At 65.6% G+C, this 18,340-nt stretch carries 16 protein-coding genes; 15 read left to right on the forward strand and 1 reads right to left on the reverse strand.

Features of this window, described 5'->3' with window-relative positions; genetic code table 11:
- Positions 1-271: 271 nt before the first annotated feature.
- The 7 genes from asd (at position 272) to accD (ending at position 9,051) form a co-directional block, all read left to right on the forward strand.
- Positions 272-1,429, forward strand: a complete 1,158-nt coding sequence (gene asd, locus KYG_RS05845; RefSeq protein ID WP_008903925.1) for an aspartate-semialdehyde dehydrogenase — start codon at positions 272-274, stop codon at positions 1,427-1,429.
- 286 nt (positions 1,430-1,715) lie between these two features.
- Positions 1,716-4,367, forward strand: coding sequence for a FimV/HubP family polar landmark protein (locus KYG_RS05850; protein WP_008903926.1), 2,652 nt, complete (start codon positions 1,716-1,718; stop codon positions 4,365-4,367).
- Positions 4,368-4,416: 49 nt separating this feature from the next.
- The gene (truA, locus tag KYG_RS05855; protein ID WP_008903927.1) at positions 4,417-5,238 is read left to right on the forward strand and encodes a tRNA pseudouridine(38-40) synthase TruA; all 822 of its coding nucleotides are present in this window, start codon (positions 4,417-4,419) and stop codon (positions 5,236-5,238) included.
- Positions 5,235-5,993 carry a phosphoribosylanthranilate isomerase gene (locus KYG_RS05860; protein WP_008903928.1) on the forward strand — a complete coding sequence of 253 codons (759 nt, stop codon included), beginning with the start codon at positions 5,235-5,237 and terminating at the stop codon, positions 5,991-5,993. The genes truA and KYG_RS05860 overlap by 4 nt, the downstream gene beginning before the upstream one ends.
- Entirely contained in the window at positions 5,971-7,254 is a 1,284-nt protein-coding gene (trpB, locus tag KYG_RS05865; RefSeq protein WP_008903929.1) for a tryptophan synthase subunit beta, read from the forward strand. Before KYG_RS05860 ends, trpB begins: the two co-directional genes overlap by 23 nt.
- A complete protein-coding gene (gene trpA / locus KYG_RS05870; protein ID WP_008903930.1) occupies positions 7,255-8,064 on the forward strand; it encodes a tryptophan synthase subunit alpha in 810 nt (269 codons plus the stop codon).
- Between the two features lie 114 nt (positions 8,065-8,178).
- Positions 8,179-9,051: an acetyl-CoA carboxylase, carboxyltransferase subunit beta gene (accD, locus tag KYG_RS05875; protein WP_008903931.1), complete on the forward strand. Its 873-nt coding sequence runs from the start codon at positions 8,179-8,181 to the stop codon at positions 9,049-9,051.
- Positions 9,052-9,324: 273 nt separating this feature from the next.
- On the opposite strand, the gene KYG_RS05880 is transcribed toward accD, so the two are convergent.
- Positions 9,325-9,873, reverse strand: a complete 549-nt coding sequence (locus KYG_RS05880) for a YggT family protein (RefSeq protein ID WP_008903932.1) — start codon at positions 9,871-9,873, stop codon at positions 9,325-9,327.
- A gap of 79 nt (positions 9,874-9,952) precedes the next feature.
- On the opposite strand from KYG_RS05880, the gene KYG_RS05885 reads away from it, so the two are divergent.
- Genes KYG_RS05885 through KYG_RS05920 form a run of 8 tightly spaced genes read left to right on the forward strand, consistent with a single transcriptional unit; the run spans position 9,953 to position 18,339 of the window.
- Positions 9,953-10,594 (forward strand): LON peptidase substrate-binding domain-containing protein, encoded by a 642-nt coding sequence (locus KYG_RS05885; protein WP_008903933.1) that lies wholly within the window; start codon positions 9,953-9,955, stop codon positions 10,592-10,594.
- A gap of 40 nt (positions 10,595-10,634) precedes the next feature.
- The gene (locus tag KYG_RS05890) at positions 10,635-12,548 is read left to right on the forward strand and encodes a nucleoside-diphosphate sugar epimerase/dehydratase (protein ID WP_008903934.1); all 1,914 of its coding nucleotides are present in this window, start codon (positions 10,635-10,637) and stop codon (positions 12,546-12,548) included.
- On the forward strand, positions 12,545-13,777 hold the full coding sequence (locus tag KYG_RS05895; protein ID WP_008903935.1) for a lipopolysaccharide biosynthesis protein: 1,233 nt from the start codon (positions 12,545-12,547) through the stop codon (positions 13,775-13,777). Before KYG_RS05890 ends, KYG_RS05895 begins: the two co-directional genes overlap by 4 nt.
- Positions 13,761-14,339 carry an acyltransferase gene (locus KYG_RS05900; RefSeq protein ID WP_008903936.1) on the forward strand — a complete coding sequence of 193 codons (579 nt, stop codon included), beginning with the start codon at positions 13,761-13,763 and terminating at the stop codon, positions 14,337-14,339. The genes KYG_RS05895 and KYG_RS05900 overlap by 17 nt, the downstream gene beginning before the upstream one ends.
- Position 14,340: 1 nt before the next feature.
- Positions 14,341-15,396, forward strand: a complete 1,056-nt coding sequence (locus tag KYG_RS05905) for a glycosyltransferase (RefSeq protein WP_008903937.1) — start codon at positions 14,341-14,343, stop codon at positions 15,394-15,396.
- Positions 15,397-15,401: 5 nt separating this feature from the next.
- Positions 15,402-16,433 (forward strand): glycosyltransferase family 2 protein, encoded by a 1,032-nt coding sequence (locus KYG_RS05910; protein ID WP_034693351.1) that lies wholly within the window; start codon positions 15,402-15,404, stop codon positions 16,431-16,433.
- On the forward strand, positions 16,430-17,128 hold the full coding sequence (locus KYG_RS05915; RefSeq protein WP_008903939.1) for a class I SAM-dependent methyltransferase: 699 nt from the start codon (positions 16,430-16,432) through the stop codon (positions 17,126-17,128). Before KYG_RS05910 ends, KYG_RS05915 begins: the two co-directional genes overlap by 4 nt.
- 41 nt (positions 17,129-17,169) lie before the next feature.
- The gene (locus KYG_RS05920; RefSeq protein ID WP_008903940.1) at positions 17,170-18,339 is read left to right on the forward strand and encodes a DegT/DnrJ/EryC1/StrS aminotransferase family protein; all 1,170 of its coding nucleotides are present in this window, start codon (positions 17,170-17,172) and stop codon (positions 18,337-18,339) included.
- The last annotated feature ends 1 nt before the right edge of the window (position 18,340 follow it).

An 18,340-nucleotide genomic window follows, 5' to 3' on the forward strand; every position in this document is an offset into this window, starting at 1 on the left:
TGCGATGGGTCCCCTCGCGCATCTGCAAGCCAGGCGAAAGCGTCCATCCCGTACAATCCGTGTCCATGTTTGCCGCCCTGCCGTTCGCCCTGAACCATGCATCCGCCTGCCAGGCTGGTGTGGCCGCGCGCGCAATCACCACCAAAACCACGACCATTATTAAGGGCTGACCCAGCTCCGGTATCGTCGTGCGCCCTCCCTGGCCTAGACGAGCCGGGGCAGAAGTCAGTCTCGGTCGGGCACTGTTTCTTAATCTGAAAGGGGCGTTGAAATGAGCAAGTTGGTAGGTTTGGTCGGCTGGCGTGGCATGGTCGGCTCGGTGTTGATGGACCGCATGGTCGAAGAAAAAGACTTCGACCTGATCGAGCCATTGTTCTTCTCCACCTCCAATGCAGGCGGCAAGGCCCCTGCGCAGGCCAGGAACGAAACGACCCTGCAGGACGCGTTCAACATCGACGCCCTCAAGCGCTGCGACATCATCATCACGGCCCAGGGTGGCGACTACACCTCCGAAGTGTTCCCCAAGCTGCGCGCCACCGGCTGGAACGGCCACTGGATCGATGCTGCGTCCACCCTGCGCATGGAAAAGGACGCAGTCATCATCCTGGACCCCGTCAACATGCCCGTCATCAAGGACGCGCTGGCCAATGGCGGCAAGAACTGGGTCGGTGGCAACTGCACCGTGAGCTGCATGCTGATGGGCGTGGGTGCGTTGTACAAGGCGGGGCTGGTGGAGTGGATGAGCACCCAGACCTACCAGGCAGCCTCGGGCGGCGGCGCGCAGCACATGCGCGAGCTGCTCACGCAGTACGGCACGCTGAACGCCGAAGTGAAGGCGCTGCTCGACGACCCCAAGAGCGCCATCCTGGAAATCGACCGCAAGGTCATCGCCAAGCAGCGCAGCCTGAGCGCCACGGAAACCGCCAACTTCGGCGTGCCCCTGGGTGGCTCGCTGATCCCCTGGATCGACAAGGACCTGGGAATCGGGAAGAGCCAGGACGAGCCTGGCTGGGGCATGTCCAAGGAAGAATGGAAGGGCATGGCCGAAACCAACAAGATCCTGGGCCAGGGCGAAGGTTTCAGCACTGCCGCCATCCCGGTGGACGGCTTCTGTGTGCGCGTGGGCGCCATGCGCTGCCACAGCCAGGCGCTGACCTTCAAGCTCAAGAAGGATGTGCCCGTGGCGGACATCGAAGCCATGATCGCTGCCGACAACCAGTGGGTGAAGGTGGTGCCCAACACGCGCGAAGCCACCATCAAGGACCTGACACCTGTGGCCGTGACTGGCACCATGACCATCCCCGTGGGCCGCATCCGCAAGCTGGCCATGGGCCCGGAATATGTGGGCGCCTTCACCATTGGCGACCAGCTGCTGTGGGGGGCTGCGGAGCCCCTGCGCCGCATGCTGCGCATCCTGCTCAACGCCTGATTCTCACCCCCGGCCAGCGCGCGCAACCCTGTTGCGCGCGCATTTTTGCGCCCAGGCTTTCGACACACTCGGTTACGCCACGTTGGCAATTGGCAACAATTAATTGCCCCAATTTGGTGCAGCCGGACCTCACTCAAAGCTTCGGCAGCACCTCAGCTTGTCAGTGCAAAACATTGATGCTATGGTGCTTTTTACATATTTTCACGCGCCGGGGCGGGACCAGACCATGAGAAAAAAAGCACCGCTCGACCGAGCCGCACAAAAACCTAATCAGCTGTTGGCAAACATGCATCGTTGGAAATTCTCTGTCCTGGCGGCTGCGGCCGTTGCGTCGGCCGGCTTTTACGCTGGCGACGCCTCGGCCCTGGCGTTGGGCCGCATCACCGTGCAGTCTGCCCTGGGCGAACCTCTGCGCGCAGAAATCGAACTCCCCCAGATCACCCCGGCCGAAGCAGACACGCTGCGCGCCACCACCGCCACCCCGGAAGTCTTTCGCGCCCAGGGGATGGAATACACGCCTACCATGAGCAACCTGCAGATCCGTCTGCAGCGTCGTCCCGATGGAACCGCCGTGCTGCGACTGAGCAGTGACCGCCCGGTGAATGAACCCTTCCTGGACCTGGTGCTGGATGCCAACTGGGGCACCGGGCGCATCGTGCGCAGCTACACCATGCTGCTGGACCCACCGGCATTGCGCCGCAGCGCCCCAGCGGTCACCGCTTCACCCCAGATTTCTGCCTCCCCTGCGGCGCCAGCACCCACGGTGCGTGCCCCATCGGTCGCGCGCAGCAGTGAGGCTCCGGCCGCCACCCCCTCTGCGCCGCGCCAGAGCCCTGCGGCCGCGCGTCCGGCCCCCGCGGACGGTGTCCGCGTGCAGTCCGGAGACACCGCCGGCCGCATTGCCAATGCCTACCGCCCGGCGGGCGTGTCGCTCGACCAGATGCTGGTCGCGATGATGCGCGCCAACCCCGATGCTTTCATTCAGGGCAATGTGAATCGCCTCAAGGCGGGTGCCGTGCTCCAGATGCCCGATGAGGCTGCTGCACAGGCCACCCCCGCACCGGAAGCGCGCCAGATCCTTGCAGCGCAAGCCAGGGATTTCAACGAATTCCGCCGCAAGCTGGCCGGCGCAGCCCCCACCACAGCGGTGGCTGCGGCAGAACGCTCTGCAACTGGCACCGTGCAGACCCGCGTAGAAGACAAGAGACCCGCCACCGCCGCCCCCGACAAGCTGACCCTGTCCAAAGGCTCGGTCACCGGTCAAAAGGCTGCCGAGGATGAGCTTGCCAAGGAAAAGCAGGCCAGCGAGGCGGCAACGCGGATGGCGGAGCTGTCCAAGAACATTACCGACCTGAACAAGATCGGCGCCGCATCCGCCGCTGCGGGTGCCGCCGCGCCAGCACCCGCGGGGGGCGCTGCCAGCTCCCCCGCGGGCGTGGCTGTCCAGGTCCCGGCCGTGCCGGCGACCCCTGCGGCGCCTGCTGAACCCCTCGCTGCAGCCTCTTCCTCCGAGTCGCCCGCCAGCGCGCCAGGGGAAAGCGCCATTCCCGCAGAAACCGCCTCCGAGGCAGCTTCATCACCGGAGCCTGCTGCCTCGGCACCTGCCCCGGTTCCCACGCCAGTTCCCGTACCCGTGCCAGCGCCCGTGGAAGAACCGGGCTTCATGGCAGGGCTCATGGAAGACCCGATTCTGCCGCTTGCCGGTGGCGGGCTTCTGGCCCTGTTGCTGGGTTATGGCGCATACCGTGTGGTGCAGCGTCGCCGCCAGAACGCCGGCGTGGACAGCTCTTTCCTCGAAAGCCGTATCCAGCCCGACTCATTCTTTGGCGCCAGTGGCGGCCAGCGTGTGGACACCGCCAACAGTGAAATGACCACCGGGTCGTCCATGGCCTACTCACCGAGCCAGCTCGATGCCGGTGGCGACGTGGACCCCGTGGCCGAAGCCGACGTGTACCTGGCCTATGGCCGCGACCTGCAGGCAGAGGAAATCCTCAAGGAGGCGATCCGCCACAATCCCGCCCGTGTGTCGGTTCATGTCAAGCTCGGCGAAATCTATGCCAAACGCCAGGACCGCAAGGCACTGGAAGCGGTGGCAGGGGACGTGTTCAAGCTCACCCAGGGCGAAGGCCCGGACTGGAACCGCATTGCTGAACTGGGTCGCGATCTGGACCCCGAGAACCCGATGTACCAGCCAGGCGGCCGTCCAGGCTCGGCTGAGGATGAGTCTCCTTCGCTGCCCCCAGGGGGTTTCCCCAGCACCTACAGCGGTGCAGCTGGCGCTGCGGCCACAGCGGCACTGCCGCCCGATCTCGACCTGGACCTGGATCTCGACCTGCCCGACGATGCGCTGAGTGATGCGCCTGGCACCACGCCACCTCCCGGCGGGTTCGCAGCCGCTGCTGCGGCAGCAGCGTCCACGACCGCAATGCGCCCCGCCGCCGACGCGGCCCGCGACGAACCCCAGACCTTGCGCCCGGAGCTGGAACTGCCCGAGTTGCCTTCTGCTGCGGCTCCCGCCTGGAATGCCCAGGACACGGCCCCAAGTCCCATGATGGCTCCACCGCCAGTGGCAGACCTTGATTTTCCTAGCGCGGACGATCTGAGCATGGCGCCCTCAGGGCCCATGCCCCTCTCAGCCGATGCCAAGGACTCCGGGCCCATGGAGTTTGACCTGGGAGAGCTGTCGCTGGACCTGAATGCCCCGTCGAAACCGATGGCAGCCCCCGCGCCCGTCGCGCCGGCGCCCGTGGCGGAGTTCGTCGATGACGGCTCTGCAGCGGCCCAGGACGACCCCCTGGCCACCAAACTGGCGTTGGCCGAAGAGTTCAACGCCATTGGCGACACCGATGGCGCCCGCACACTGATCGAAGAAGTGGTGGCAGAGTCCAGCGGTGCCCTCAAGACCCGGGCCCAGCGCATGCTGGCTGAACTGGGTTGATGCGCCCGCGTCCGCCAGCCTTGCATTTGCCCCTCGCCCAGGCCGCCCCATGACACGGGTGGCGCTGGGAGTCAGCTACAACGGACAGGCCTATAGTGGCTGGCAAAGCCAGCTTTCTGGCAACACCATCCAAGACAAACTCGAAGCGGCCCTGGGCCGCTTTGCTACGCACCCTGTCAGTACCTTGTGTGCAGGCCGCACCGACGCGGGGGTCCATGGATTGATGCAGGTCGTGCACTTTGACACGCACCTGAACCGCCCCGCCTCCTCCTGGGTGCGTGGCACCAATACCTTTCTACCTGCCGATATCGCCGTGCAATGGGCCCAGCCTGTGCCGGATGGCTTCCATGCCCGCGCCAGCGCGGTGGCGCGCCGCTACTCCTATGTGCTGCTGCAGTCCCCCGTGCGGCCGAGTGTGGACGCCGGTCGGGTGGGCTGGGTCTTCCATCCCCTGGACCATCAGGCGATGCGGCAAGCTGCGCACTACCTGCTGGGCGAGCATGATTTCACCTCGTTTCGCGCTTCGGCGTGCCAGGCCAAGACCCCCGTCAAGACCCTGCAGCGCATCGACATCACGCGCCGGGGCATGGGTGAGCCCCACCCGGAGCTGGGCTGGAGCCCCTGCTACTGGCGCTTTGAGTTCGAAGCCAACGCTTTTTTGCACCACATGATCCGCAACATCATGGGCTGCCTGATTGCCGTGGGCCAGGGCAACCAGCCGCCGGAATGGATTGCGCAGGTCCTCGCCGCCAAATCGCGCGATGCTGCAGCGCCCACGTTTTCGCCGGATGGGCTGTATTTTCAAGGCCCGGTCTACGAAGCCCACTGGGGCCTGCCCCAGCGCACGGCTGCGTATGATTGGCTGCCATGAAAGCCACGGAAACATCCTCGCTACGGCCCGCTGCCGCGCGCACCCGCATCAAGATCTGTGGACTGACACGCGAACAGGACGTGGACGCCGCTGTAGCTGCGGGCGCCGACGCCGTGGGGTTCGTTCTCTACGCCAGCAGTCCGCGCGCGGTCACACCGGAGCGCGCAGCCCAGCTTGCCCGGCGCCTGCCACCCTTTGTCACGCCGGTGTTGCTGTTCGTGAACGAAATCGCTACGAATGTGATAGCTGCCAGCGCTTTGATTGCGGGCGCTACCATCCAATTCCACGGTGATGAGTCGCCGCAGGACTGCCTGGCAGCCACCGGCCAGGGCGCCCGCCCCTACCTGCGTGCGGCCCGAATTCCCCTGGGCGACGGAGCGGCGCAGTTTGACCTCGTAAAATACGCCCACGATTACTCTCACGCCCAAGCCATCCTGCTCGACGCCCATGTCGAAGGTTTTGGCGGCGGCGGCAAGGCATTCAATTGGTCACTCCTTCCACCAAGCGTCAGCTCTCACCTCGTTTTGTCTGGTGGACTCACGCCTGCAAACGTGACCGATGGCATTTTGCAAGTCCGCCCGCGGGGTCTCTCGCTGGCGGTTGATGTCAGTTCCGGCGTCGAAGCCGACGGCCCCGATGACAAACCCGTCAAGGGCATCAAGGACGCCGACAAGATCCAACGCTTCGTAGCCGCCGTGCGCGCGGCCGATGCACAACTTGCAAAGAACCCCCATGAATTCCTATCAGCAACCTGATCCCTCGGGCCACTTCGGCCCCTACGGCGGCAGCTTCGTCAGCGAAACCCTGACCCACGCCATCCAGGAACTGCGCGAGGCCTACGCGCGCTACCAGAACGACCCGGAGTTTTTGGCCGAGTTTCACTATGAGCTCAAGCACTTTGTGGGCCGCCCTTCGCCCATCTACCACGCAGCCCGCACCAGCTTTGAGATGGGTGGCGCGCAGATCTACCTCAAGCGCGAGGATCTGAACCACACCGGCGCCCACAAGATCAACAACGTGATCGGCCAGGCCATGCTCGCCAAGCGCATGGGCAAGCCCCGCGTGATTGCCGAAACAGGCGCTGGGCAGCACGGCGTGGCCACAGCCACCATCTGCGCCCGGTATGGGCTTGAATGTGTGGTGTACATGGGTGCAGAGGACGTCAAGCGCCAGAGCCCCAACGTGTACCGCATGAAGCTGCTGGGCGCCACCGTGGTGCCTGTGGAATCCGGCAGCAAGACCCTGAAAGACGCCCTGAACGACGCCATGCGCGACTGGGTGGCAAATGTGGACAACACCTTCTACATCATCGGCACCGTGGCAGGCCCGCACCCCTACCCCATGATGGTGCGCGACTTCCAGAGCGTGATCGGCAAGGAGTGCATCGAGCAGATGCCCTCCATGCTGGCAGAGCAGAAGGTGCTGGGCCAGCAACCCGACGCCGTGATCGCCTGTGTCGGCGGCGGCAGTAATGCCATGGGCATCTTCCACCCCTACATTCCGTTCGAGAAAACGCGCCTCATCGGCGTGGAGGCTGCGGGTGAAGGGCTGGAGTCCGGCCGGCACTCCGCTTCGCTGCAAAAGGGCAGCGCGGGCGTGCTGCACGGCAACCGCACCTTCATCCTGCAGGATGACAACGGCCAGATCACCGAAACCCACAGCATCAGCGCGGGCCTGGACTACCCCGGCGTGGGCCCGGAGCACGCCTGGTTGCAGGAAATCGGCCGCGCCGAATACGTCGGCATCACCGACAAGGAGGCTCTGGAAGCCTTCCACTATCTGTGCCGCACCGAAGGCATCATCCCCGCGCTCGAATCCAGCCATGCCGTGGCCTACGCCATGAAACTGGCCAAAACCATGCGCCCTGACCAATCGATCCTGGTCAACCTCTCGGGCCGTGGCGACAAGGACATTGGCACCGTGGCCGACCTGAGCGGCGCCGATTTTTACTGCCGCCCCAGCTGCCAGGGGCAGGCCGTCAAGGGCGGCGAGCAACCCATCAAGGTGGTGAAATAAATGAGCCGCATCGCATCCACCTTCTCGGCCCTGCAAGCGCAGGGTCGCAAGGCCCTGATTCCTTATGTGACCGCCGGCTTCCCATTCGCCGACATCACCCCTGCACTTATGCACGGCATGGTGGAGGCCGGTGCCGACGTGATTGAGCTGGGCGTGCCCTTTTCCGACCCCATGGCCGATGGCCCGGTGATTCAAAAGGCGGGCGAAAAAGCCCTCAGCCTGGGCATTGGCATGGTGCAGGTGCTCGACCATGTGCGCGAGTTCCGCAAGCGCAACAACACCACACCCGTGGTGCTGATGGGCTACGCCAACCCCGTGGAACGCTACGACCAGAAGCACGGTGAAGGTGCGTTTGTGCGCGACTCCGCGGCAGCGGGCGTGGACGGCGTCCTCATCGTGGACTACCCGCCCGAAGAGTGCGAAGCCTTTGCCGCCAGCCTGCGCGCGCACGGCATGGACCTGATCTTCCTGCTGGCCCCCACCAGCACGGATGAACGCATGGCCGAGGTGGCGCGCGTGGCCAGCGGCTACGTGTACTACGTATCGCTCAAGGGCGTAACGGGCTCTGGCGCGCTGGACACGGCAGCCGTGGAGCAGATGCTGCCCCGCATCCGCCAGCACGTGACGATCCCCGTGGGTGTGGGCTTTGGCATTCGCGACGCGGCCACCGCCCAGGCCATTGGCAAGGTGGCCGATGCCGTGGTCATCGGCAGCCGCATCATCCAGCTGATTGAAGACCAGGAGCACGCCAAGGTGGTGCCCCTGACCATCGACTTCCTGCGCGGCATCCGCAAGGCCCTGGACGCCTAGTCGCATAATGCAGCCCGGCGCGCCAGCCCACCCACTGGGGCGTGGCGCGCCACAAATTCAATCCGGCTTGCCCCCAGCGCCCCGGCAGGCCGAGCCACTGAAGAGGAGAACACCATGTCCTGGCTCGAAAAACTTCTACCCTCCAAGATCCAGCAAACCGACCCCACCGAGCGCCGCCAGGTGCCGGAAGGGCTGTGGATCAAGTGCCCGAGCTGCGAAACCGTGCTGTACAAGGCCGACCTGGAGCACAACCAGAACGTGTGCCCCACCTGCAGCCACCACCACCGCATTGGCGCCCGCGCGCGGCTGGACGCCTTTCTGGATGCCGAGGGCCGCTACGAGATCGGCCAGGAAGTGCTGCCGGTGGATGCCCTCAAGTTCAAGGACAGCCGCAAATACCCCGAGCGCCTGAAAGAAGCCCTGGAGAACACCGGCGAGACCGATGCCCTCATCGTCATGGGCGGCGCGGTCAAGAGCATCAACGTGGTGGCAGCGTGCTTCGAGTTTGACTTCATGGGCGGCTCCATGGGCTCCGTGGTGGGCGAGCGTTTTGTGCGCGGCGTGGAGACCGCCATCGAGCAGAAGGTGCCCTTCATCTGCTTTACCGCCACCGGCGGCGCACGCATGCAGGAAGGTTTGCTGTCACTGATGCAAATGGCCAAGACCAACGCAGCGCTGACCCGCCTGGCCAAGAAGGGCTTGCCCTACATCAGCGTGCTGACCGACCCCACCATGGGCGGCGTGAGCGCAGGTTTTGCATTTGTAGGCGACATCGTGATCGCCGAGCCCAAGGCACTGATCGGCTTTGCCGGCCCGCGCGTGATCGAATCCACGGTGCGCGTGACCCTGCCCGAAGGCTTCCAGCGTGCCGAGTTCCTGCAGACCAAGGGTGCGGTCGACTTCATCTGCGACCGCCGCGAACTGCGCAACACCGTGGCCAGCAGCCTGGCCATGCTGCAGCGTTTGCCTGCTGACGCAGTGATGTAACACCACCGGGTGGGTGCGTGCGCAAAGCCTCGTGCAGAGGTGATGCGCCCGCCAAAGCTGCGAAATCACTATCATTTTGATAGCTGCTAGCGCTTTATGGATAAGCGCCAGGGGTCAATTTCACTGATATTTTGGTATCAGATATCTATTGCCGCGCATCATGCGCAGCCGCCGAAACCGGCGCGGCCCCAACCAGGGACGGCAAGCAAGGGCCGCCCCGCAGCAAGGCCGTCGTCCCCCTGGGGGGAAGGCGCCAAAGGCGACTCAGGGGGGCTACTTCATTACGCTGGCCTGCAAATGGCCCAGCACGATCATCACCACCTGCAACAACACCAGTACGGCCAGCGGCGACAGGTCGATACCGCCCACCAGCGGGATGATGCGGCGAAATGGCCGCAGGACGGGTTCGCACAGCCGGGCAATCACATCGGCCAGGGGTGACCGCGCCTGCACCCACGACATCACGGCGTAGACGATCAACAGGCCAATCAGCCCCGACACCGCCACCCGCGCAAGACCAAACAATGCCAGCCACGGCAGCCAGGCCCATGCCGAGGCAGCGCCCAGCAGCAAGGTCAGCAAAAAATACTGCGCCAGCTGCAGCAACACGGCTGCTACGAGGCTCGATACATCCCAGCGCCCCACGGGCGGGATCACACGGCGCAGCGGCATGATGAGCCAGTCCGTCAGCGCAAACACCAGACCGCCGACGGGGTTGGAAAACGGAATCCGCTGCCACTGCATGTACAGCCTGAGCAGGCATACCCCGGCGAGCAGGCCACCAACAACATCGAGCAGGAAAGAGGCGATCTGGTAGAGCATGGACGAGACAAAAATAAGGGGCCCCTGCGAAAGCAGGCTGTGCCATGGGATGATAGCGGGCCAAGGCGTCGCCCTCCCCATGACACAACCCCTCACCCTGTCATCCCTGCCCCTTTTTCCCCTCGGCTCCGTGCTGTTCCCCGGCGGCCTGCTGGCGCTGCGCGTGTTCGAGGTGCGCTACCTGGACATGGTGCGCAAATGCCACCAGGCGGGCGCGCCATTTGGTGTGGTGGCCCTTACGCAAGGCCGCGAAGTGCGCCATGCAGGCGCGCCCGAAGAACAGTTCAACGATGTGGGTACCCTGGCCGTCATCGAGCAGATCGATACACCCCAGCCCGGCCTGATCACATTGCTGTGCCGTGGCAGCCAGCGCTTTCGCATCACCCAGCGCAGCCACCTTCCCCATGGCCTGTGGATTGCCGATGTAGGGCACCTTGACCAGGACCTGACCGTGCCGGTGCCAGAGGACCTGAAAATGGCATCGACAGCGCTCGCCCAGGTGCTGCACACCCTGAAGCAGCGTGACCCGGACGCAACGACTGCGATGGTGCCCACCGCAGTCCAGCTCAACGACTGCGGGTGGGTAGCCAACCGCTGGTGCGAGCTTTTGCCGGTGCCCCTGGAACTCAAGCAGCGACTGATGGAGCTGGACAACCCGCTGGTGCGGCTGGAACTGGTGGCCGACGTGCTGGAGCGGACCGGAATTGCCCCCACACAATGAGCCGTCGGACCGCTACTGCCCCCTCTTCTTCTCATAGCCCATGCTGAACCGCATCCTGGGCTGGTCACGCGCAGCCAAGCGCATGGTGGTGGTGGCCATGGACATCTGTCTGGGCATCATCGCCATGTGGCTCGCCTTCACGCTGAGGCTGGAGACGCCCCACTGGCCCTCAGGCATGCAGTGGCTGGCCTATGCGCTGGCCCCGGCACTGGCCTTCCCGATTTTTGCCAAGCTGGGGCTGTACCGCGCCATCTTCCGCTACACGGGGATCACGGCGCTCATCACCACCGGCAAGGCCGTGGCCATCTACGGCGCCCTGCTGCTGGGCTGCCTGCTGGCGGCCCAATGGGAGGGCGTGCCCCGCAGCGTCGGCATTTTGCAGCCCCTGCTGTTCATGCTGCTGGTCGGTGCCAGCCGGGCGCTGGGGTGGCTGGCGCTGGCGGGGCGCAGCAGCCATGCGCCGTACCGCCTGCTGATCTACGGCGCTGGCAGTGCGGGCGCCCAGACGGCGGCGGGGCTGGGCAGCATGCGCCAGTACCTGCTTAAGGGGTTTGTGGACGACGATGCCAGCAAGATCGGGCGCAGCATCAACGGCGTGCGTGTGCACGCCTCCAACACGCTGCCCGAGGTGGTACGCCGCCTTGGCATCACCGACGTGCTGCTGGCGCTGCCCAGCACCACGCGCGAGCGACGGCGGCAAATCATCGAAAGCCTGCGCGAGCTGCCCGTGCGGATCCGCACGCTGCCGGGCCTGTCGGACCTGGCCAGCGGCCGGGTGACCGTCACGGACTTCCAGGACCTTGAAATCGAAGACCTGCTGGGCCGGGAGCCGGTGGCGCCGGACCCGGGGCTCCTGGGGCGCAATCTGGCGGGCACCGTGGTTCTGGTGACCGGCGCGGGCGGCAGCATTGGCAGCGAGTTGTGCCGGCAGATCGTGCGCGAGGGGCCGCGCCAGTTGCTGCTGGTGGACCACAGCGAATACGCGCTGTACTCCATCCACCACGAGATGGAGGCGCTGGTGCACCAGGGCGAGCATGCGTGTGCCCTGGTCCCCCTCCTCGCCAGCGTCACCCACAAGGCGCGCATGGCAGACATCTGCCAGCAATACCGGCCCACCTCCATCTACCACGCGGCCGCCTACAAGCACGTGCCCATGGTGGAGGCCAACGCGGGCGAAGGTATTTTGAACAACGTGTTTGGCACCTTGAACATGGTGCAGGTGGCGCTGGAGTGCGGTGCCAACCATTTCGTGCTGATTTCCACCGACAAGGCCGTGCGCCCGACCAACATCATGGGCGCCACCAAACGTGTGGCAGAGATGGTGCTGCAAGCAATTGCAGCGTCGCCCCGAGCGCCTTTCCCGCAGCTTGCCGACAGCTCACCCGCCTGGACTTGCCCCACCCGCCTGTCGATGGTGCGCTTTGGCAATGTACTGGGCTCTAGTGGCAGCGTGATACCGCTGTTTCGCAAGCAGATCGCGGCCGGTGGCCCCCTTACCGTGACGCACCCGAACGTCACGCGCTACTTCATGACCATTGCCGAAGCCGCCCAGCTGGTACTGCAGGCAGGGGCGATGGCCGAGGGCGGCGACGTGTTCCTGCTGGACATGGGCGAGCCGCTGCAGATCCTGGAGCTGGCTGAGCGCATGGTGGCCCTGTCGGGATTGACGGTGCGCGACGATCTGCACCCCGAAGGAGATATCGAAATCGTTTTCACCGGGCTGCGCCCGGGTGAAAAACTTTTCGAGGAACTGCTGATTGGAGACAACCCCTTCCCCACCGACCACCCCCGCATCCTGCGGGCGCGTGAAGAATACCGCCCATGGGAGGAGCTGCAGACCTTGCTCCAGGCATTGCAGAAGGCAGCCCAAGCGGGCGACCCCATCGCCATGACCGCTCTGCTGCAACAGCTGGTGCCTGGCTACCACCCCGAAACGCAACCCGTACTGCCATGAAGTCGGGACTTGTACGGGCAACGCTGACCCTGCTCACGGGCAGCGTTGCAGCCCACGCCATCCCGCTGGTGCTGGGCCCCGCACTCACACGCCTCTACAGCCCTGAGGACTTCGGACAGTTTGCACTGCTGTGGGCGCTGGCCACCAACCTGGCGGTGGTGGGCTGTGCGCGCTATGAATTCGCACTCCCCCTCGAAAGCACCGAGCCGCGCGCCGCCCAGCTCATGGCGCTGTGCGCTCGCATCTTGCTCGCTGTCACCACGGCATCTGCTGCAGCCGCAGCCGTGCTTCTCCTGTGGCGCGGCATGCCGATGGTGTGGGCGCTGCCATTGGCGGTGTTCGCAGGCGGCGCTGTGCAATGGCTCACCCTGTGGGCAACTCGGTCCCAGCGCTTTGGTCTGCTGTCGGCGGCCAGGCTGCTGCAACAAGGCGGTGGCGCCATCCTGCAATTGCTGTTCGGATTCATGAAGACCGGCCCGCTGGGTCTGGTGCTGGGCGCCACATTGGCCAGCCTGGGCGCGGCATGGATGCTGGCCAGGCCTGCCCCTGCGGGTGGCTGGGTGGGTCTGTGGCGCCAGCCGTTGGCCACCCTCCGGTCCATGGCCCAACAGCACCGGGACTTTCCGTTGCTCAACACACCCCACGCTTTCATGGGGGCGCTGCAGGACACCCTGACTCTGGTGCTGGTGGCGGCCTGGACCGGAGATGCCGCAGCGGGGTTCTGGGCGCTGGCGCTGCGCTACCTCAAGGCCCCTGCGACCCTCATCGGCGGGGCCTTGTCGCAAACCTTGTACCCCCGCCTTCTGAAGGCGCAGAGCCCCAACGAAGCGCGCACCCTGGTGCGCCAGGCCATGATGGGGCTGGCCGCCCTGGCCTGCCCGCTGGCGGCAGTGCTGCTTGCCTGGGGCCCGGACATCTTTTCCCTGGCCTTTGGCGACCAATGGGCGCAGACCGGGGAACTGGCCCGGGCCATTGCGCCGTACATCGCCGTGCATTTCATGGCATCGCCCCTCGCGGTGGTCACCATGGCCTGGGGCGCGCAGGCCTGGGCGCTGCGCCTGGCGTTGGTTGGACAATGCCTGTTTTTCGCGGGCCTGCTGCTGGGCCTCCATCTGGGCGGGCTGACCGGTGCCGGATGGGGGGTGTCAGCGAGCATGCTGGCCTACTTTGCCTACTATTTCTGGGCGTTGGCAAACTGGAAGGACATCCCCCATGAGAGCCGTGCTTAACCGCTGGCGCCGCCGCCTCTGGCAGGCGCTGTTCTACCGCATGGTGTTCGGGGAAAGCGACCACCTGGGCCGCGGCCTGCCCCACACCCGCATTGCCCCCAGCACCTGCATCGAAGGCGCCGAGGGGCTGCGGCTTTCCGACCACGTGTTCATTGGGCAATTCAACTTCATCGACGCCACGGCAGGCCTGCAGATTGGGCAAGGGGTACAGATCACCAACTTCGTCAGCATCGTCACCCACAGCTCCCACCGCGCCATTCGCCTCCTGGGCAGCAGCTACGCAGTCCACGAGGGCCCCAAGCCTGGCTACATCAGCGCGCCCGTTGAGATCGGCGCCTACACCTTTGTTGGCCCCCACAGCCTGATCGAAGCGGGTACACGCATCGGCAAGGGGGTGGTGGTGTGCGCCTACGCGCAGGTGCGCGGCGAAGTGCCCGATTTCGCCATCATGGCAGGGGCCCCAGCGCGCCAGATTGGCGACGTGCGCGAGCAGGATGAGCGCCTGCTGTCGCAGCATCCGGAACTTCGCTCCCAATACGAATCCTGGACACGGGCGAGCTGACATGGCCACACACCTGTGCCTGCTGGGCGATGCCACCAGCCCCCATGTCCAGCGGTGGGCGCGGGAGATGCTCCAGCGTGGCTACCGCGTTTCGCTGATCACGGCCCGCCCCGCGTCCATCGATGGCGCCACGGTGCGGACCATCCGGCCTGTGCACCGATCGCTGGACTGGCTGCTCCGTGTACGGGAAACGAGGCGCCACGTGGCCGAACTGGCGCCTGACCTCCTGCATGCCCATTACGTCACCTCCTACGGCTATCTGGCCGCACGTTGCGGCAAACATCCGCTGGTGATGACCGCCTGGGGCAGCGACCTGTTGGTGACCCCCGGCAAAAGCGCCTGGATGCACTGGCTGACCGGCTGGATACTGCGCCAGGCTGACCTCATCACGGGCGACTCAGCGAGCCTGATGAGCGCGGTGGCAGACTTCCGCCCGCCCGGCGCTGCCGAGGAAATCCATTGGGGTGTGGAACTGCAACGCTTCCACCCCGTTCCCTGGAGTCACAAGCAAGGCAGCCAGCTGGTGAGCCTGCGCGCGTGGGAACCCAACTACAACATCGACACCATCATCGAAGCGTTCGCCCTGCTGCAGGCGCGATTGCCGGGCGCCGATCTGCGCTTGCACCTGCTCGGCGGAGGCAGTCTGGAAGATGCCCTGCGCAGCCAGGTGCACACGGCGCAGCTGGACAACAAGGTGCAGTTCCACGGCCGACTCGATGACGCGGGCATGACCCGGGTACTGGGCGAAAGCAAGATATCTGTGTCGGTGCCCAGCAGCGATGCCACATCGGTCGCCATGCTGGAGAGCATGGCGTGTGGCCTCGCCGTGGTGGCCAGCGAACTGCAGGCCAACCGGCACTGGATCGACGCTCAGTGGCTGGTTGCAGCCGGAGATGCCACAGCGCTCGCCGCCCGGCTGGAAGCCCTGATTGCCAATGACGCCATCGCGGAACAAGCCGGGCTGCAAAATGCTGCCCGCATCGCGCAAGACGGCGACCGCGCGGTGCAAATGAACCGCATGCACGCGCTGTACCAGCAACTGCTCCGTACACCTTGAACCCCATGCCCCAAGGCCTTGAATTGGACAACCTGATCAGCGTCATCGTGCCGTGCCGCAACGAGCGCCAGCACATCGACGCTTTCTGCAACTCCGCCCTGCGCCAAGAACTGCCCGCAGGCTGGCGCATGGAAGTGCTGATTGCAGACGGTGACAGCGATGACGGTACGCGCGAACACCTCGCGCAGCGCTGCGCCGCAGACCCCCGGCTCGTGCTGGTGGACAACCCCGGCCGCATTGTGTCCACCGGACTCAACGCCTGCATTGCCCGCGCACGGGGCGGCACCATTGCCCGCATGGACGTGCACAGCCAGTTTGCCCCCGACTACCTTGCGCAGTGCATCGAGGCGCTTGAACGCACCAGCGCTGACAACGTGGGCGGCCCCTGGGTTGCCCACGGAACGGGCCCCACCGGGGCCGCCATAGCCGCCGCCTTCCAATGCCGCTGGGTGGTGGGTGGCGCACGGTCGCGCGATGTGCAATACGAAGGCGAGGTGGATACCGTCTACCTCGGATGCTGGCCCCGCGGCGTGTTTGACCGATTCGGGCTGTTTGACGAAACGCTGGTGCGCAACCAGGACGACGAGCACAACCTGCGCATGCGCCTGGGGGGTGCACGCATCTGGCAGAGCAGCCGCATCCATTCCACCTACCACCCGCGCAATTCGCTGAGGCACCTGTTCGCGCAACAACGGCAATATGGCTACTGGCGGCCTTTTGTGATGCGCAAACATGGGCAGCCGGGCTCCGTGCGACAACTGGTGCCCGCAGCTTTTGTGGCCGCAGCAGTGGGCGCCTCCGCTGCCTTGCCGTGGTCCGCCTGGCCCTTGGCTGCACTGGGCATCGCCTACGCCGGGTATCTTCTGGCGGCATCCGTGGCTGCAGCCCGGTCGGCCCGCAACGGGGGACTGCTGCCCCGCCTCCCGGCGACGATTGCAGCGTTTCATGTGGGCTACGGCCTGGGCACCTGGCGAGGACTGTGGGACATTGCGCGCTCGCGCGCCCCTTCGTCCGACTTTGCACGCATCACCCGATGACCGACAACGAACCCCAGGCCGTCAAGGCCCGCTACGCCCGGCGCGACACAGTGGCCGACGAAGCGCGCTACAGCCTGTATGCCAACGCTGCGGCGCTGCAGGCGCAGCAGGAGCGCCTGCGCGCCATGGCACGCATCTGGCAAGCCCACGGCTGGAGCAGCCTGGCCCAGCGGCCCATGCTGGAGGTCGGCTGCGGAAGCGCGGGCAATCTGCACGATCTGGTGCGGCTGGGCGCCACGCCCGCTTGCCTGACGGGCCTGGAGCTTTTACCCGAGCGTGCCGCCGCAGCGCGCGCCTCGCTGCCAGCAGGCGTGGCCATTGTCGAAGAGGATGCCGCCCTGGCCCCGGTGCAGCCCGCCAGCCAGGATGCCGTGCTGGCGTTCACGCTATTCAGCTCCTTGCTCGACGAGGGCTATCGCCGCCATCTGGCCGACGTGATCTGGCAATGGGTTGCGCCCGGCGGCGGTGTTCTCGTCTATGACTTTGTCGTCAACAACCCCGCCAACAGCGATGTACAGGGCATTCCACTGCGCGAACTGGGCATCCTGTTTCCAGGGGCACAGATACACTCCCGCCGCGTTACGCTGGCACCTCCGCTGGCACGGCGCCTGCCCGCGCCAGCGATTGCGCCAGCGTCCGCACTGCTGTGGTTTCTGCGCACCCACCGCCTGACCTGGGCCGTGAAGCCACGCTGAGCGCCGCCTCGCTCTGGCCCATTCAGCACGCACAAATACCCATGAACTCCGCCACCGACCTGCCCTTTCTCCCGTTCGCCCGCCCCGACATCGGGCCGGCAGAAATCGATGCCGTCAGCGCGGCCATGCGCTCGGGGTGGGTCACGACCGGGCCCAAGACCAAGGAGTTCGAGCAGGCATTCACCGCCTTTCTGGGCGGCAATGGTTTACAGAGCATCGCGGTCAACTCCGCCACGGCAGGCCTGCACCTTGCGCTGGAGGCCCTGGGCATCGGCCCCGGCGACGAAGTGATCGCGCCCACACTGACCTTCACCGCCACCGTGGAGGTGGTGCGCTACCTGGGCGCCGACCCGGTACTGGTGGACGTGGACCCGGTGACCCTCAATATCGACCCGGCCAAGGTGCGCGCGGCCATCACACCCCGCACCAAAGCCATCATGCCCGTGCACTACGGGGGCCTGGCCTGCGACATGGACGCCATCCTGGCCATCGCCAAAGAACATGGCTTGAAGGTGGTGGAAGACGCAGCCCATGCCTTGCCCACCACCTGGCGCGGCACCCTGGTGGGGCAGTTGCAGTCCGATGTCACGGTGTTCAGCTTCTACGCCAACAAGACCATCACCACCGGCGAAGGCGGCATGGCCGTCACGCACGACCCGGCGCTTGCGCAGCGCATGCGCACCATGCGCCTGCATGGCATGAGCCGGGATGCGTTTGACCGCTTCACCTCCAAAACCCCGGCCTGGTACTACGAGGTGGTCGCACCCGGTTTCAAATACAACATGACGGACGTTGCCGCCGCCATGGGCGTGGAGCAACTGGCGCGGCTGCCGCAGTTTGTGCAACGGCGGCAAGACCTCGCAACCCGTTACAACACACAGCTGGCGCCTCTGCCGCTCATATTGCCAGCCGATGCACCACAAGGCGACACCCACGCATGGCACCTGTATGTCATCCGGCTGCGGGCGGACGCACCACTGGGGCGTGACGAGGTCATCCAGGCGCTGTCGGACCGGGGGATCGGCACCAGCGTGCACTATGTGCCGCTGCACCGGCACCCGTACTGGCGGGACCGCTATCAGCTCACGCCTGAGATGTTCCCCCAGGCCGATGCGGCCTACCAGGCCATGATCAGCATTCCCCTGTTCACCGCCATGGGTGACAGCGATCAGAACCGTGTGATTGCCGCGCTGCACGAGGTGCTGGGCTGAC

It is taken from the genome of Acidovorax sp. NO-1 (genome assembly GCF_000238595.1).
Lineage (GTDB): Bacteria > Pseudomonadota > Gammaproteobacteria > Burkholderiales > Burkholderiaceae_C > Acidovorax.

What these genes read in the sequence shown, in the direction of transcription:
- trpA (WP_008903930.1), top strand. Translation starts at nt 7,255, where the DNA reads ATGAGCCGCATCGCATCCACCTTCTCGGCCCTGCAAGCGCAGGGTCGC.
- KYG_RS05900 (WP_008903936.1), top strand. Translation starts at nt 13,761, where the DNA reads ATGAGAGCCGTGCTTAACCGCTGGCGCCGCCGCCTCTGGCAGGCGCTG.
- KYG_RS05920 (WP_008903940.1), top strand. Translation starts at nt 17,170, where the DNA reads ATGAACTCCGCCACCGACCTGCCCTTTCTCCCGTTCGCCCGCCCCGAC.
- trpB (WP_008903929.1), top strand. Translation starts at nt 5,971, where the DNA reads ATGAATTCCTATCAGCAACCTGATCCCTCGGGCCACTTCGGCCCCTAC.
- KYG_RS05885 (WP_008903933.1), top strand. Translation starts at nt 9,953, where the DNA reads ATGACACAACCCCTCACCCTGTCATCCCTGCCCCTTTTTCCCCTCGGC.
- KYG_RS05915 (WP_008903939.1), top strand. Translation starts at nt 16,430, where the DNA reads ATGACCGACAACGAACCCCAGGCCGTCAAGGCCCGCTACGCCCGGCGC.
- KYG_RS05895 (WP_008903935.1), top strand. Translation starts at nt 12,545, where the DNA reads ATGAAGTCGGGACTTGTACGGGCAACGCTGACCCTGCTCACGGGCAGC.
- asd (WP_008903925.1), top strand. Translation starts at nt 272, where the DNA reads ATGAGCAAGTTGGTAGGTTTGGTCGGCTGGCGTGGCATGGTCGGCTCG.
- KYG_RS05880 (WP_008903932.1), bottom strand. Translation starts at nt 9,873, where the DNA reads ATGCTCTACCAGATCGCCTCTTTCCTGCTCGATGTTGTTGGTGGCCTG.
- KYG_RS05860 (WP_008903928.1), top strand. Translation starts at nt 5,235, where the DNA reads ATGAAAGCCACGGAAACATCCTCGCTACGGCCCGCTGCCGCGCGCACC.
- KYG_RS05850 (WP_008903926.1), top strand. Translation starts at nt 1,716, where the DNA reads ATGCATCGTTGGAAATTCTCTGTCCTGGCGGCTGCGGCCGTTGCGTCG.
- KYG_RS05905 (WP_008903937.1), top strand. Translation starts at nt 14,341, where the DNA reads ATGGCCACACACCTGTGCCTGCTGGGCGATGCCACCAGCCCCCATGTC.
- truA (WP_008903927.1), top strand. Translation starts at nt 4,417, where the DNA reads ATGACACGGGTGGCGCTGGGAGTCAGCTACAACGGACAGGCCTATAGT.
- accD (WP_008903931.1), top strand. Translation starts at nt 8,179, where the DNA reads ATGTCCTGGCTCGAAAAACTTCTACCCTCCAAGATCCAGCAAACCGAC.
- KYG_RS05890 (WP_008903934.1), top strand. Translation starts at nt 10,635, where the DNA reads ATGCTGAACCGCATCCTGGGCTGGTCACGCGCAGCCAAGCGCATGGTG.
- KYG_RS05910 (WP_034693351.1), top strand. Translation starts at nt 15,402, where the DNA reads ATGCCCCAAGGCCTTGAATTGGACAACCTGATCAGCGTCATCGTGCCG.